Annotated in this window: 14 protein-coding genes; 10 read left to right on the top strand and 4 right to left on the bottom strand. The window is 42.4% G+C overall.

Translation table 11 applies throughout. The features are described 5' to 3' along the window. Positions 1 to 5: 5 nt before the first annotated feature. The gene (locus tag G395_RS0107660) at positions 6 to 1,508 is read right to left on the bottom strand and encodes a lipopolysaccharide biosynthesis protein (RefSeq protein WP_026629508.1); all 1,503 of its coding nucleotides are present in this window, start codon (positions 1,506 to 1,508) and stop codon (positions 6 to 8) included. A 150-nt stretch (positions 1,509 to 1,658) separates the two neighbouring features. Continuing rightward, entirely contained in the window at positions 1,659 to 2,264 is a 606-nt protein-coding gene (locus tag G395_RS0107655) for a TetR/AcrR family transcriptional regulator (RefSeq protein ID WP_026629507.1), read from the bottom strand. 450 nt (positions 2,265 to 2,714) lie between these two features. Here G395_RS0107655 and G395_RS0107645 point away from each other — a divergent pair, with 450 nt between their 5' ends. The 5 genes from G395_RS0107645 (at position 2,715) to G395_RS0107625 (ending at position 8,086) form a co-directional block, all read left to right on the top strand. After that, a complete protein-coding gene (locus tag G395_RS0107645; protein WP_026629506.1) occupies positions 2,715 to 4,040 on the top strand; it encodes a site-specific integrase in 1,326 nt (441 codons plus the stop codon). Positions 4,041 to 4,060: 20 nt separating this feature from the next. Next, positions 4,061 to 4,852 carry a hypothetical protein gene (locus G395_RS0107640; RefSeq protein ID WP_026629505.1) on the top strand — a complete coding sequence of 264 codons (792 nt, stop codon included), beginning with the start codon at positions 4,061 to 4,063 and terminating at the stop codon, positions 4,850 to 4,852. Between the two features lie 93 nt (positions 4,853 to 4,945). Continuing rightward, positions 4,946 to 5,245, top strand: a complete 300-nt coding sequence (locus tag G395_RS28885) for a helix-turn-helix domain-containing protein (RefSeq protein ID WP_035360623.1) — start codon at positions 4,946 to 4,948, stop codon at positions 5,243 to 5,245. Between the two features lie 47 nt (positions 5,246 to 5,292). Beyond that, on the top strand, positions 5,293 to 7,812 hold the full coding sequence (locus tag G395_RS0107630; RefSeq protein ID WP_026629504.1) for a tyrosine-type recombinase/integrase: 2,520 nt from the start codon (positions 5,293 to 5,295) through the stop codon (positions 7,810 to 7,812). A gap of 34 nt (positions 7,813 to 7,846) precedes the next feature. Beyond that, positions 7,847 to 8,086 carry a hypothetical protein gene (locus G395_RS0107625; protein ID WP_026629503.1) on the top strand — a complete coding sequence of 80 codons (240 nt, stop codon included), beginning with the start codon at positions 7,847 to 7,849 and terminating at the stop codon, positions 8,084 to 8,086. 12 nt (positions 8,087 to 8,098) lie between these two features. On the opposite strand, the gene G395_RS0107620 is transcribed toward G395_RS0107625, so the two are convergent. Both G395_RS0107620 and G395_RS0107615 read right to left on the bottom strand, forming a co-directional pair. Next, positions 8,099 to 8,728 (bottom strand): hypothetical protein, encoded by a 630-nt coding sequence (locus G395_RS0107620; RefSeq protein ID WP_026629502.1) that lies wholly within the window; start codon positions 8,726 to 8,728, stop codon positions 8,099 to 8,101. 102 nt (positions 8,729 to 8,830) lie between these two features. Then, positions 8,831 to 9,928 (bottom strand): hypothetical protein, encoded by a 1,098-nt coding sequence (locus tag G395_RS0107615; protein WP_026629501.1) that lies wholly within the window; start codon positions 9,926 to 9,928, stop codon positions 8,831 to 8,833. Positions 9,929 to 10,242: 314 nt separating this feature from the next. Between G395_RS0107615 and G395_RS28880 the strand changes: the two genes are divergently transcribed. The 5 genes from G395_RS28880 to G395_RS0107585 all read left to right on the top strand — a co-directional run bounded on the left by G395_RS28880 (position 10,243) and on the right by G395_RS0107585 (position 16,310). After that, complete coding sequence (locus tag G395_RS28880) at positions 10,243 to 10,731, top strand: hypothetical protein (protein ID WP_051350056.1); 489 nt, start codon at positions 10,243 to 10,245, stop codon at positions 10,729 to 10,731. Continuing rightward, entirely contained in the window at positions 10,721 to 11,278 is a 558-nt protein-coding gene (locus G395_RS28875; RefSeq protein ID WP_051350055.1) for a helix-turn-helix domain-containing protein, read from the top strand. Before G395_RS28880 ends, G395_RS28875 begins: the two co-directional genes overlap by 11 nt. Next, entirely contained in the window at positions 11,262 to 12,653 is a 1,392-nt protein-coding gene (locus G395_RS0107595; RefSeq protein ID WP_026629500.1) for a terminase large subunit domain-containing protein, read from the top strand. The genes G395_RS28875 and G395_RS0107595 overlap by 17 nt, the downstream gene beginning before the upstream one ends. 17 nt (positions 12,654 to 12,670) lie before the next feature. Then, a complete protein-coding gene (locus G395_RS0107590; RefSeq protein ID WP_026629499.1) occupies positions 12,671 to 13,060 on the top strand; it encodes a hypothetical protein in 390 nt (129 codons plus the stop codon). Positions 13,061 to 13,145: 85 nt separating this feature from the next. Next, on the top strand, positions 13,146 to 16,310 hold the full coding sequence (locus G395_RS0107585; protein ID WP_026629498.1) for a sbcc family protein: 3,165 nt from the start codon (positions 13,146 to 13,148) through the stop codon (positions 16,308 to 16,310). Position 16,311: the final 1 nt, after the last annotated feature.

Genomic DNA, 16,311 nt, shown 5'->3' with positions numbered 1-16,311 from the left:
CTTTCCTATCTTTTATTTAAGAAGGGAATATTCTTCCGCTCAATTAAAAATACAGCCACAGCAAAAATCGCAAGGATAAGCATATGCACCGGAACTGCAACGTACAGATCCGGGATCTTGACGAATGTGGATGCGATGATGACCAGCCCGCCCAAGCCAATATAGCCCACGGCAGAAAGAACATCATAAGGAACAGGATAATACTTTTGACCAAAATAATAACACAACGCGACCATGATAAAAGACGAGGTCGCAAATGCAATTGCAAAGCCCAGATAGCCGATTTGCGGCACCAGAATGAAGCTGGTTGCAATGGTTATAACCGCGCCCATTAATGTAAGCCAGGTTCCGTATTCTGTTTTATCTGTAAGTTTAAACCACGTAGCGAGGTTATAGTAAACGCCAAGGAACAGATAGCCAGCCAGTAACCAGGGCACCACCGGCAATCCTTCGTGATAGATCTTTTGTTTCAAAAACAACTCCGCCAGCAGATCCAGATTCAGACAAATTCCCACCCACATCAGCACGCAGATAATGATGAAATACTTGGTGACCTTAGCGAACACCGGCGGCGCATTCTTGTCTTCACCTTTCGAAAAGAAAAATGGCTCAGCAGCGTATTTGAACGATTGGATCGCCAGGTTCATAAAAATCGACAGCTTGTAACACTGCACATAAATCCCGATGGCCTGCTTGGAAGTCCGGCCGGGATAGAAATTTTCAGGTAATAAAAACTGGATAAATGCTCTGTCAAACAGCATATTCAGCACGCCACCCGCATTCATGATCATGATCGGATAGGCGTAAATCCACACCGGGCGGAACAAGGTTTTGTTGAATACAAATTTGAAATCGGCAAATTCCTTTCTCAACATCCAGAAAAACAGCAGGTTGGCGACCAGGTTAGCGGTAACAATGTAATCCGGCGCGCGTAATGGATCGTAAATCGCATCAACAGCCGGTTGCAGGAAAAGCAGATATTTTCCGGCATGTATATCGCGGCAAAGGATCAGGAAAAACAGGTTTAGAAAAATATTGATCGCAATATTGGTCACGCGCAGGATCACGAATTTCTTCCCTTTCCCTTCCAGCCTCAGCCGTGCAAACGGGATCGAAACAATGCCGTCAATCGCCATAATTACAGCGAACATTCTGACGAGGGAAACGCTTTCCGGGTATTTAATAAATGCTGCGGCGTGGCCTGCGAAGATGAACAGCAACCCGGAAAAAAACACACTGATAATGATAACTGCGCTGAGAATCAGGTTATAGTAAGCCTTTCGGTCGGTTTCCTGTCGTGCGAAACGGAAAAAAGCAGTTTCCATTCCAAAGGTGTAAAGCACCATCGCCAGGCCTGCATAGGCATAAAGCTGGCCTTGGGCGGCAATTTGTTCGGGTTCAAATAACTTGGTGTGGAGGGCAACCAGCAGGTAATTTAAGAACCGCCCCAGCATTGTGCTGATACCATAAATAGCGGTTTCGCTGGCTAATTTTTTTAGAACGCTCATTGCATGTTAACCTGCGGCAAGTCTTTGCAGGGAACCGCAAATATAGAACAAGGAGTGTACAATATTTCAAATGAAATAGCTGCACACTCCCTGGCAGGCTTCTGATTGAGCCTTAAAATCTTTTTAGCAGGTTAATTTCTGATCACCAGTTTAATTTCTGATGTCTGTAATGATGCGTTCAATCACTTTTTCAATTCGTTTCCAGCCTTCGTCGGAATGGAGGTCAACGTCGATCATTTTTTCGCGGTAGTCCGTAGAAATGGTCATGAAATAGATGCCGGCTGAAAGGAATGATACAAGCGCGCTGGTGTCGCTGTAATTAGGGAGGTTGCCGATCTTGTCCAGGATCCGCGTTGCAACTTGGTTACGGGCATCGGAAAGCATGGATTTGCCTGTCCCGATTTCCCAGCGGAGCAGATCGCGCGTAGCCTTTCTTTCCCGCAAATCATTCATAAAAGTGTGCATGAGGCTTGTAAGTGCTTTGCTGCGTTCCTCGGGGGCCAGTGTAGGAATGTTGTCAATGTATTCCGTCGCCGTGGTGGAAGTGTACTCGCCGGATCTGACATATTGCTCCATTAATCCGTCAACACTTTCAAAATAGCGATAGATCAAAACCTTGTTCACGCCCGCTGTGCGTGCAATGAGGTTAACGCCTACCTTTTCTGTTCCGTGTTGTTCGATAACTTCCCCTACTGCTTTGAGGATCTTACTTTTTGTCCGCTCTCGGTCGCGCTTTTTAACTTTCTCAACTTTCATGTGGGTGCCGTTTAGGTTAATAACATAGTAAATTTAATATTTCATATCGAAATATTATATGGTCAAAATGTGCGAAGTAACCTATATTGAAAATTTGTTGATAAAAGGGGCGTTTATCGATAAAATCGCCCAATTCATAGATAATAAAGGCCAGTTCGTCGACTAATTTGTACAGATTCTTAAAAAGGAAGGGGAGAGAGAAAGGCACAAAAAAAGAGCTCACCGGAATGAGCTCTTTAACTTTACTGTTGGCCGACAAGGACTCGAACTTAATTTCTTTGATACTTTTCGTTTTGGTTAATCAGTTTGCCTGCCAGTGATTTATAAATTAGTTCTTGGTTTATCTTTTTTCCTAATAACAAACATAGATAAAAAAGAAACGTCCCCTAATGTGTCCCCTTTCTCAATTTGTTGTAATTTTATCGATAAGTCGGTTTTAAGATAAAAATTGTGAAAAGGACATTAAATGAAGTACGCTTTGTGCTCAAAGATACCAAGGCGGAGGACACTACTTTGGTTTACATGCTGTATCGATTTAACGGTCAGAGGTTGAAATATTCGACAGGCGAAAAAGTGCGCCCGCAGGATTGGGATGTGGACGGACAGCGGTTTAATGTACTAAGTCAATCCAGGGAGAATAGGCAGAAATTTAAAGATGCAAATACTCAACTCGACCGCTACGGCGCAAAGGTTATTGAATTACGTCGGAGCTTCGATCTATCCGGCATTGAGTTGACTCCGGAATTATTCAAGGAGCATTTGGACAAGGAATTTAAAAAGGACTCCCGCCTACAGAAGAAGGTTTCTCAAAAGGAAAGTCTGTTGAACTTTGCTCAGCGATTCATTGACGAATCCAAGTCGGGGGACCGCTTGATCAGACGAAAAAATAAGAAATATGTCCCAGTAACTTTGAAAACACATCAGACTACGCTCACTAATTTGAAGGAATTTCAAAGTTTCCTCGGCGGACCTATCGATTTTGAAGACATCGACCTTAATTTCCACAGGGAGTTTATTAAATGGCTGACAAACGTCAAAAAATATGCAAGCAATAGTATTGGTAATCAGATAAAACACCTTAAAGCCTGGCTGAGGGCTGCTCAAAATGAGGGACTACACGAGAATCGAGTCTTTGAAAGTGATGAGTTTAATAAGCCGAAAGAGGAGACTGGCGCTATTTATCTTACTGATGCTGAATTGAACAAGTTGTATAATGTGGATTTATCGAAAAGTAAGAAGCTGGACAATGTTCGCGACCTATTTTTGATCGGCTGCTATACTGGATTAAGATTCTCTGATTTCACTCAGTTAAGGCCTGAGAATGTCATGGGTGAAGGAAAACTGCTGGTCGTAAACACGCAAAAAACTCAATCAAAGGTCGTTATTCCCATCAATCCTCGGGTATCGGCTATTTTGCACAAGCACAAACATTCCATTCCGAGAGCAATCAGCAATCAAAAAATGAATGAATATCTAAAAGATGTTGGCAAGGAAGCAGAATTAAACAGTAAGGTTGAAGTTGCGATGACGAAGGGGGGCCAGCGAATCACGAAGTATGTAGAAAAATATAAAGTTATCTCTACGCATACTGCCCGACGATCATTTGCTACTAATGCTTATTTGGCTGGAGTGTCAAGCATAGACATAATGAAGATAACTGGACATAAAACCGAAACGTCATTTATGAAATATATCAAAGTCTCAGGTGAAGAAACAGCGCTTCGAATGTTAGAGCATGATCACTTCAAAGGGGCGACAATAAAGATAGTGGGCTGATTACTCAAAACTTATAAAACATGCATTTTGAAACCTTGAATAATAAGTGGGAGGAAATCCTCTTCCGTTTTTTTACCCATTCTAGCCTCTGGTCAGTCGGGAGGTTTTGCATTGACGTCTTGGAAGACGGGTCTTCGGTGTCATATGGGAGAATTCTTCCGAGTGAAGAAACCAAGGGCTATTTAGAGGACTTGGCGGAAAAATTTAATATTTCGTCCTCGGACATAGTATTGGAATTTGGGTCAGAGGTTAGTTCTCGGCTTTCTGCTCTTACAAATGCCACGGAACGCTTTCAATATGCTGCCGGGCTTAAATATAAATTTGCGTCAATTACAAACAGAATACCTGCTTACGAACGAATTTTGCTCAAGATAGTGTCTGAGATGAAGGAGAATGGACAAAAGATTGATTTTGAAACGGGTCTTTTTTCGCTCATTCATTACGTCCTCAATAAATTGCGTGCAGTTGACGAAATAATATCCAGTGTTGTTACGGTGAACAAGACCGTGATGTTGGAAATGGAAGAATTAAGGGCAGACGGCGGCGCCGGTTCAGTAAATAAGCTGAAGTGGCTCTGCAATACTAATGTCGCAGGATTTGTCATTCGGGAGTTGATGGCGAAGGGATACATTGAAATGCCGCTTAGGAAAGGAGATTTGAATTTGAAAGCTGCGGCAAAAATGTGTATGAGCGTTTTCGACTTCGAAACCGACTCTCAGGCAAATTTGGAGCGCGAAATGTCAGAGACGACAAATACGCTCGAAGAATTTAGAAGGCAAAAGATTAAAATACCAAAGGTTAATTCAATATAAAATTGCTGCTAGTTTTCTCGCGAGATCCTCGCGACGGGATATAATTGTTCTATTCTTTTACTTTGATACCAAGAACAACAAAAACTTGGTACCATGTCACAAACTTATCAAATCACATCCATCAGCGGCGAAGAGCTGGATGTAATCATTCAAAATTCGGTAGTGAGGGCCCTGCAGGAGTGGAAACTACCAGAGCCAAAAATTGCCGTGCCGGAATATACGACACGCAAAGAAGTGGCTAAGCTGCTTAAGGTAAGCCTTCCAACGTTAGACGACTATATCAAGCGCGGCCTCATAACTGCTGTAAGGATTGGAGGTCGTGTGCGTATAAAAAGGGAGGAAGTTGAAAGGTCAATGATTGAGGTTAAAAGCTTAAAGTACAAGCGTAGTTAACAACTGTGCTCACTCATTTTTCTGTTCATCTCAAAAATTAAACAAACATGTTTGATGGATTAAAAGGAGGTCCGGTTAACGTGGATTACCTTGCATTGGTGAAAAAGCTTCCTTTCGAGGGGAGGTACAGCCAGGAAACCGGAGAGGACACCACCGGCAAAGCAGCGATAGCCCATCACAAAGGCTTTACCTTTTCTGCGTATACCGCAAAGGGTTCGACTAATCTTCTGTTAGCTGGAAGTATCCACAAGTTTTTCAATGACGGCAAACATAATTACAATAATTTTAGTGTTAAGGATCTTTTGGTGACACTCACGGACTTTTGGTCTATACTTGATGTTGCTCCGCAGTCTGTGAGCCTCCACAACTTAGAATTTGGTGTAAATATAGTTTTGCCTTTTGACGTCAATATTCTGCTCACCAGCCTGCTTACCTATAAGGGCATTCCCTTTGAACGGCCGATTGAAAACAGATATTATTATCAATGCCAAACTGCGGAATTTATCATTAAAATTTATGATAAGGGCCGACAATACTCTCTGCCGCAAAACCTTGTTCGAGTAGAAATTAAAGTAGTTAAGATGAGATTCCTTCAAACCAAGGGGATTAATATTAAAAACACTGCTGATTTACTGTGTACAGAAAACTACCCCAAACTTGGAAGTTTACTGGTTGAATATGTTTCCGAGATCTTATTTCGAAATAGGCTACTAGAGACAGAGTCGTTTGGTCCCAAGGACAGGGAACTTGTATTGAACGGAAACAATAAAGAGTACTGGCTTCGGCCGAAGCTAAATTCGGAAAATAAACGAGACCATGAAGCAGCAAGGAAAAAGCAGCAAAGAGAGGAGGCGCGATACCGGCAACTGAATCAGCAGGATTGGATAAATGATTTTCTGATTAAGGGGATCATTGATAAGTGGCAAGACCTCACAAATGTAGATGAAGGCACCCTGTCCCAAATTCACCAAGTGTTGCGCGAGTGTCCCAAATTCACTGAAAGTGACGAAAGCGAATGTCCCAAATTCACGGCGAAACAAAAATCAGAATGTCCCAAAATTACCAAGCCGAAAACTGAGCAAATGTCCCAAATCCACACTTTATATGTAGAGGCAATTTGCGACAAAACCAAAACAGATCTAACGCCGGCCAGATATGAACCATTTGAAGAAATGCGGGGAATTGAAGATTTGCCGAAAGAAAGATTAGATAAACCGGATTCAGACACCGCGGCTCATAAGAGATCACCAAAGGCAAGTCGACCGAGAACAATTCTCCCGGGTGCGGCAAGACGACCTGCAACTTTCAATGTAGAGATAAACAGTCGCGCGAACCATGACGGGCTTCACTCTATCTTTGTCCGAATAACCCAAAACAGGAAAAGCCAAAAAGTGATGATGGAATTTCGAATCCCATTCGAACAGTTTAACAAACAAGCTCGGCAGGGCAAATGGATCAGGTCGTCATTCAGCAAACATGCTGTGTACAATGCTGCGATTGAGCAGAAGATAGCAGACCTCAAGGAGGCCAGGGTCACCGCTAGCGAGGGATTACCAGGAGCCGAAAGTTTTGAGAAGTCACCTAATGGTGAAATTACTGTGAAAGAATATTTCGACAAACATTTCGCAAAAATAAAATCAGACTCGTCAATTGGATATCAGCGTCATGTTAAATCCAAAATGGACCGGTTCGTAAATTATTTTGATGACAAAATCAAAATGAATGAGATAGCGCCGGTTCACATTTCCGAGTATAAGATTTTTTTACTTTCAAAAGGCCTGAAAGGAACGACACTGAATGATAATATGAAGAGGGTATGCTCAGTTTTTAGATCTGCTATTGCTGACGACACAATAGTGAAAGATCCATTCCGGGCGCATACCCGCGCAAAGTCGGTACTGCCAGACCGCATCAAGCTGAACGACGAGCAAATTAAAGTTATGGTTGAGTTAGATTTAATTGCTGCTGGCGGGTCTGATTGGACTCATCACTGCCGGAACTTTTACTTATTTTCCTACTATAACGCTGGAATACGGATAGCGGACCTCATTCAGCTCAGGCAATGTAACGTCACATCAGACGGGCGTTTAGAGTATGAAATGGACAAGACTGGCCACAAGAAAAGCATAGCGTTGAATTCCGGTTCCTGGAAGATATTGACAAGTTACTATCGTCCCGAGGGTGGGTGTGATGAATATTTATTTCCGATTCTTCAAGATTCTGAGCCCTATGCAAAATACGTGACCTACTTAGCAAAAAGGACAATGGCGGAGGCACTTAGAAACAGACTGTTCAATCATATTTCCTCCCAGACCGCATTGATCAATAAAGAACTTAAAGTCATTGGAGAGCTCAGTGGTATTACTCGTCCGCTCTCGTTTCACACCGCCAGGCACTCCTTCGCGGACAAGGCACGCAGGGCAATGAAAAAAACAAATAAAATAACGCTTGTTGACATCATGAACTCACTTGGGCACAAACACTTGTCAACAACGCAGGCTTACTTCAACAGTTTCGATAAGGAGAGCCTAGATGAAGCTATGGATGCCGTATTTAGCCAACAATAGCATAACTATTCTTAAAACATATAATCTTCAATCAATGGATATTCAAATTAACATCTCCGAAAAAATAGGACAAGGTAGAACGGAATTAGAGCTGATTTGTGATGCAATGACAGCACTTGCAGCTAAGCAGCGTGCGTTAACAGAAGAGTACATTCAAGAACTGGAAAAGGCACGGGCCGGGAATGTTTCTTTTGAGCTGAGTAAGAAAATTGAAGTCCTTCTTGCGGAGGGTAAAACGCTGACAGTGATTTTGCAGAAAATTATGAATGCATAATGTCATAAAGGATCACAAACCCACATTCCAACGCAGCTTCTTACGAACCGGCGAGCTGGTTTTAAATTCAGCCAATACGTTTTCGCCAATCAACATTTCAATGTTTAACGTATTGTCTACCAATGTAGTACTGAAATTATTAAAGACATCCTGATACACTAAGCACTTGATTGGTGAATCAGTATTGAAATGTTGCATCCAATTGATCTTTGCGGAATCGCCCGCCATTAAAGGAGGGATTGCCACAGGTTGCAAATATTCTCCACTATCTGTCTTTATGGAAGCCTTTATGTTTAATGCTGGCCCTATGCCGATGTTTTTTACAATATGGTAGTGAGCGGAGTCAGTATCACAGATCAATATTGGGCGATTTCGCATGTTGTCAAGTTCTCTCAGTTCTTCATATCTCCGCTCTTCGATCTTACTTATGTAATAGGTTAACGAAAAAATCAGAATTAAGCTCACTAGACTCACCCAAAGGTTGAAGAAATCGCTAAAATGTGACCATGTTTCCAAATTGTCGCTAAGTTCAAAACTTCCGAATTTGTACCAATAAAAAAGTAAAGGGACAATACCAGTCAAGATTGAAACAATCAAAGCCCATTTTATGATTCGATACTTTTCTCCGCGTCTTCTTGTCATTTGATGAGCAGAAATATGTTGGATTTGTCGCCTATAAATGGGCAGATGAAATGCAATACTGCGTTACTATGCATAATCAGATTTACCATGACGAATGTGTCATCATTCCAACTCGTTAGGAATTAAGAACTGAGACACTCCTTGGAAGGGAATTACTTCAACCCTCTTAGCGCCTCGTCTATTTACTCGTTGACAAAGTTCCTGGACAGGTTGCACTAAGCTCTCAGCATTTGGGTCTTGGATGTAGACTTTCGACAGCCCATACATTTTGTCAAAAATTTTTCGATCAACATTCCTATTAAAATATGGAAAAGAATATCCTATTACGACAACAACTTCGGTGTCGGAGGTAGCTTCCACCGCTTTTTGAATAATGTCTGAACGTCTTGAACCCTCCCAAGCAAAGGAAATTAGCGATTCCGATTCACCTTTTGTAAAACTTTCGAAGGCAGTTACATAAGCATTAACGTCATGCATATTTAATAATCTCTTCAAACTTGGGCTTCTTGGGGTTAGATATCCAAAAGTATCATCAACCTTAGAGATGCTCCCCAAAGATCCATTCAACTTTACGATATTAAATTCTTTGAGGTTTACGGAATCAGAGTAAGAATTGTTCTTAAAAACCAGCCCCAAGCTGTCAGTAGCGCCACTCATACTATACTGTCCCGAATAGCCAGCATATGCAGTTTCGAACTGCGTATCATAGTTCCAGGAAACTACGTTTACATTTTTAGGGAAATCCTTCACGTTTTCTTTCAGTATCGACGCAAAAAAAGTGTCGTAACGTTGATCAGGGCCCCGAGAGATCTGCGCATAATCTAAAAATATAGAAAGACACAATTTATATCTTTCGTAATCATCAAAATTCTTTTGAAGGTAGAGTTTTTTGGCATATGTGTCTATGCTTGAATGATTCGCGATATGGTCAACAAATGATCTCAGTCTACCATGAAGAGCGTAATGGATACTGTCATAACTCTCAAAAGGGATCGGTGGAATCGAGTGACTGTCACTTTTTAAGACGTTATTGAAGATTTCCAAGAACTTTTCGTACTCCTTTGGGATTTCGTCAACTGTTGGCAAAGCTGTGTGACTAGCTCCGGCGCCGAATAGGTAAGTGATCTTCATTTTTAAGAAAATTTCTTTTATTAATAAATACGTCCATACTAAAACAAATATCTCCTCAACTTTTAACACCCACGGCAAGGCGGTAAATAATCTCTGCCTCTATTGGGCATTTTACTTTTTGCCTCCTTTTTCTTTGAATTTCCCAAAGCGGCAACAAATGCTCGAAAGTTAATTGTGCCGGCATTGCATATTCATAGGCTAGATTTTGAGCCTTTCAATTTCATACCCTTAGGAATCATTAAAAAATCTTCTTCCCAGACCTGATCATTTAATTTGCAATACAGATTACAAAGTATCTGATAATCAGTTGTTTAACTGATTGAAAAACAACTTTTTGGATAATTGTATAAAAAAAATTTCCTTCATCCAAATTACTATGAACCATGGACAAAACAAATAAGCAATTGCAACGCAAAAGGGGAAGGCCTGGTGAGTATGAGCGAAACTATCACTCAATATTAGCATTCAAGCTGTGTTGTCTGGGAATTACTGATGCCGAGCTAGGCTTTGTCTTTGATGTAAGTGAGCAAACTATCAATTTTTGGAAGACTCAGGATGAGGAATTTGCAAATTCTGTCCGAAGGGGGAAGACAATTGCGGATTCAAAAGTTGCTCATAGTCTTTTCAAAAGAGCCATGGGCTATGATCAAATTGAAAAGGCGACTTTCGAAATCCAAATTGATATCAACAAGCGGGAGCTACGTACAGTTGATACAGTCCGTCACATTCCCGGAGATGTCAGGGCTTGTGAAATCTGGTTAAGGAATCGAACCGATTTTTTTAGTCAGCAAAGAAATCACATTGACATTGACGAGATAGTGAAGAGGCCAAGGAATATTGCCGCGGAAACCGAAATAGTAAATGCACAATGAAATGCCGGCGCCAAAGGGAAATAGTTTCGCAAAAGGAAAGAGCACAGGAAGAATCCCTGAATACGACCCGAATTTCCATCCAAATGAGGTTTATGAGCTTTGTTTGTTGGGTTCGACGGACAAGGAAATTTCTGAGGATTTTGGAATTTCTAAGTCAACACTTAACAGGTGGAAAAAAGAACACGAAGAATTTTGGGACTCACTCACACGCGGGAAGCGGAGAGCAGATGCAAAGGTAGCCCGGGGAATGTTTGAAAGAGCCACAGGTTATGAGCATCCGGAAACGAAGTTCTTTGTGGTGAAGGATGGAAAGGACAGCGAGAAGGTGGTGAAAGAAGAAACAATCGCCCGTTACCCGCCCGACACAAAAGCCGCTGCGATCTGGCTAAGCAACAGAACCAGGAATTGGCGGGAACGAGCAGGAGACAATCCGAAAGCGCCAGACACCCCAAATAATGCAGGGCAAAGCCGATCAACGCCTTTTACAGTGATTGACCCAATTACAAATCAAATCAAAACATTAGAAATCGGTGCAGCTCACGAATAAACAACTCGAGGCAATTGAGGTGCTGTCATCAACAGATGTGAGCTTCCTACTTTATGGCGGAGCTATCCGCGGTGCGAAAACGATCTGGCTGGCAATAGTGTTTGCTGAGCTTGCGATGATTTATCCAAACAGCCGTTGGGCAATCATGCGGGCTGACCGTCCCAAAATCACCAATAACTTAGTGCCTTCAGTAAACTATATCTATTCGCAAGACCGGTATAAGAGCCGGATCGTTTCTCGGAATAAAGCAGATTTAACATACACGTTTGATAATGGCTCAGTAGTTCAGCTATTCCCTGAAAGTTTTACCCAGGATAAGGATATGACCCGTTTTCACGGCTTGGAGGTAAATGGCTTCGGATTGGATGAGCTTTCGGAGTTCCAGGAACAGACATTAGATAAATGCTTTGAAAGGGCTGGATCCTGGTTAAATGCTGAGGCGAACAGCTTTGGTCACAAACCTCGGCCACTGGTGCTAGGCACATGCAATCCAACAAAGAATTGGGTTAAGACTCGCATCTATGATCGGTTCATTGAAGGTACGTTACCGGAAACGTGGCGCTACATACAAGCAAAAGTGACAGACAATCCATTTGTCCCTAAGTCATATTTGACATCTCTAAAAACAAATATGACTGCAATTAATTACCAGCGTTTTGTGGATGGTGATTGGGAATATGTCGAGTCAAACGGGCATGAATGGATATATAATTTTAATTATACCCAGCATGTACGCTCGGTTCCTTATCTACCTGGCATCCCGTCATTCCTTACGTTTGACTTCAATGTTTGGCCTTATATGACGCTTTTATGCTTTCAGTTGGAACCAAAAGTAATCAATGGTCACCAGGGATATGTAGTTCGGTTCTACGATGAATTTTGCCTGCCTCATCCACGCAACACAGCTGAGGCCGTCTGTCAAGAATGGATTAAGAAGTATCCAGCAGTTTACGGGCCAGCGCCAGTAAGCTATTGTGGTGATGCTTCTGGTGAAAACAGAATACCAGGATTTGGTGATCGCAAGGCATTCAATTCAGTTCGGCGGACCCTTGAACCTTACTTACATTCAGGATCTGACCGTGTTTACAAAAAGCAGTTTTTCAATGAGTTCCTTAGGCAGTTTCTGAATGACATATTTGCTGGGTATCAACCAGCTGAGATATGGATTGACGAAGTGAGGTGTCCAAAATTCATTAAAGACCTTCAGGAAACGATTGAAAGTCCAACTGGTGGATTTCTCAAAGAAAAAACTGTGGACCCAAAAACAAAAGTGTCTTATGAGCGAAATGGACACTGTGTTGACGCCGGAAAATATGGACTGCTGTCTGTTTTTTCGCAATTGTATGAGAATAATTACCATCGAGTTTCTTATTAAATCTAAAAATTACCGCCATGAAAAATTCGCTTGAATCAAAGCCAAACAGCTTACCCCAAGCCGATCCGGAAGAGTCATTACGGGAATCAAATGCCCAACTCGCAAATCTGCCATCCGACGAGGAACCCGATTTTTGGACATTTATTGATCCGGACACTGGAGAAAAGACTTGCTTACGGCCGCATATGTTCAAACCTGGCGAACAAGTGTTCAATGATGCGGGAGAACTAATATGGACTGCGCCATTAGACGATACTCTTGATCACGATGAGCATTTTAAAGTGTTAAGTTACGCAGAGCTGAGACAATCTAATCCGACTCTTCCTCTCATCCATGAAGATATCGTGACGATCAATTTAGGTGATTTGAATATCGGTGGAATGGCAACCAATGATTCCGAAATATAAACCGGTTGCTGCAAGAGGAGTTTGTTGGAACAATTGCGAAAAGACCACCGCACACATAATAAAATAGCGAAAAATAATATTAGCCATGTCAGAAATCAATACAACTTACCAACTTGATGTCAGCGAAGTCTTAAAAGCCCTCGACGCCATAGATTCTCGCTTTGAAAAGCACGAGGAAGCCATTATACGCATGTCCAGGTCAGACCCTTTCAAGCTCGCGGCCCAGGGCGCGGCAGACCTGGATAAAGAGCTCTCAGTTAACACCAAACACATGGTGGAAATGGAAGCAACGCTCGCAGCATATCGTGAACAAATTAAACAGCTAACCGCTGAACAGGGGAAGTTTGTTAAAAAGCTCGACGAAGTAAACGCGGCCGGAAAACATGATGAGCTTAAAAAGGAGCTGGAAGCGGTTCAGGAGAAGCTGAGAAAGGTAAACGAGTCGCTTGGGCAAACCGAGGTAAAAGCTGGGAGCGTTCGTGGGATGATCCAAAGCCTTACCGGCAAGTTTAAAGAAATGACTACCAACGCAGGTACGTCTGGCAAAATTCTTAGCCAGGTGATGACCAGTGCAACTCGTTTCGCAGGCCTTTTAGGAGCCGCTGTTGTAGCTGGGACTGTCGCGATATATAGAATGAGGGAGGGCTATTTAAGGATGAACGACAGCCTTCTAGCTATTTCTGGCAATCAGAAGGACGTTACTGATAACATGGACGTGCTTGATCAAATTGCGAGTGACCTTGATGTTACATTGAGGCAAACTACAGCTTCCTTTGGATTGCTCTCATCAAGCGGTATCAAACCGACAAAAGCTCAACTTATCAGCCTCGGCATATTAGCCAAAGAATTAAAGGCGGATTTCGTTCAATTTTCAGAAGCTATTGTCTCAGCAGATAAAGGACAAACAGACGCCTTGGCGAAGCTGGGTGTTCAGGCGCAAGTTCAAGGTAACAAGGTGCAGTTGTCATTTCGCGGGGTAACGACAGAGTTTAAAAAGGGATCTGGTGAATCGGTTGCTGCGCTTGAACGGATCGTTAAACAAATTGACCTAACTGAAAATAGCCTATCTGCTGGTGCTGGCCGATTTGATTTTATGGACCGGTTGGCGAAAGGCTTCGTTGACGCGGAAAAATCAATCGACGACGCATCAATAACAGTTGACAACAAAGCTTATCCGGCGTTTGAGCGATTGAATAAACTGTTGATCATAAGTAAAAACAATGTTTTAGACTGGGCCGAGTCTTTTGGAGTCTGGATAGGGGTGGGGTGGGAGCACTTAAAAAATGACGCAATGCTTTTGATTGCTGGGTTTGAATACCTGGGCGACTTGGCAATGACAAGAAGCCTTTCAATTGCTAATCGCAACTTTTCAAAGTCGAAGGAAGCATTTGATGCTAACAGAAAAAAAATCCTGGAAGAAGAGGCGCGGTTGCAGGCAAATGTTGGCAAGAAGAGCACCGCTGAGCTGACATCTAATGCAACCAAACTTATCCCGGAAGATAGAGAGGCGCTTGCAGCAGCAAAGGCCCAAAGGACAGCACTTTTAAAAGCTGAAAAAGACTTGCAGGATGCGCTGTTGAAACTTGAGAAAGACTACGGGAAGGAAAAAGTCGAAGCATTTAAGGACGACTTTCTGAAATACCTGGAGGAGAAGAAAAAACTTCAGCTTCAAGAAATTGACTTGGAGGAAAAGGCAATTCTGAAATTAAAACAAATACTTGCCGGCGCCAGAAAGGGCCAGTTTGATAAAGACAATCGAATAATTCCGGACAAATCGGTTTCATTAAATGAGCAGGAGAAGGCTCCATTTAACTTTCAACGCGACCTCATCAATGAAGAGGAGTATAGGGAGCGGGCCAAATTTATATCAGATAATGAGCGGTCAATAACTGGCATCATCTCGACAGAATACCAAAAACAGCTGCAGGAAACGGAGTATAAATACGAGCAGCTTTTTAAGCTAGCTAAGCAGTCTGGGATTGATATAACGAAGCTAGAAAAACAGAAAGCTAAGGAGCTTGAAAAGATTGATATGGAGCACAAGTTATCCAAATTGGACAACCGAGCTAACCAAGAAATGCAAACAGCTGAACTTGCTGTCATTCGAGCGCAAATCGACGGTCGAATGTCGCTTGAAATAAAAGCTCGTCAACAGCTGTTAGAGGTGGAAAGGAGTCATATTAAAGAGAGAATCAAGATCATTGAGGCGTCATCCGATCCCGAAGCTAAGGCAAGGTTAGCAGGATTGTATTTGGCACTGGCACAAATTGATGCAGCTCAAGAAGATTTGTCAAAAAAAGAAAAGAAGACAACGTTATTTGAAAAATTTTTGGACAAAATTGGGCTGGATAAGGAGCAGTCCGAGGCAGCAATAGAATTTGCTCAGTATGCAGCCCAGTCCATTAAGCAATCAATGACTGACCTTTATAACACACTTAACCAGCTTTCTCAGCAGCGTATTCAACGAATAGATAATGAGATAGATAAAAAGAAACAGCAGGTGGAAGCCGAGCTTGATCTGAACAAACAAGGGTTGGCAAATAATTTAGATTTGCGTCAAAAAGAACTGGAGGAGCTTAAGCAAACGCGTAAGCGCGCATTAGACGATCAAAAAAGGACGCAAAAAGCTCAAATGATAATAGAATCGGCAACTCAATTAAGTTCCTTGGCAACAGCAAGTGCTAAGATCTTTGCCACCCTCGCTGGGACGGGACCGTGGGGAGTCGCATTAGCTGCGGGGGCCGTGGCTGCAATGTTTGCTGCTTTCGGATTTGCGAAAGTGAAAGCGTTTCAATTAGTTAATCAACAGCAACCGGAAGAATACGAATTTGGTGGAGAAGTGGGCGGACGCAGACACCGTGATGGCGGAACATTGATTGAAGCTGAAAAGGGAGAATATGTTACAAACAGGAAATCAACCCAAAAGTACTATGATCTAATTGAAGCCATCAATAAGGACAATCAACCAGGCATTTTGGATTATCTCTTAACCAATGTTTTGGACGGCACCGGAGTTTCCCGCGCCGAGGATGAAAGAAAGGAGGCGGTTGCATTCATGCAGACATATCAATCTGGGGTTGCAAAAAAAGACGACACTAGCTTGAATGAGTTGAAAGCAATTCGCGCGGAGCTGGCGGAAATTAAAGCCAGTAACGAGCGTATACCAAAGGTTCAACTAGTCAATGTCGGCCCTAACAAGTATGCGGAGGTTTCGCCAAATGGGACGATTGTAAGAGAATTGCCGTACTAGC

The organism is Dyadobacter alkalitolerans DSM 23607, assembly GCF_000428845.1.
Classification (GTDB): domain Bacteria; phylum Bacteroidota; class Bacteroidia; order Cytophagales; family Spirosomataceae; genus Dyadobacter; species Dyadobacter alkalitolerans.
This window is presented reverse-complemented; position numbering and strand designations above follow the sequence as displayed.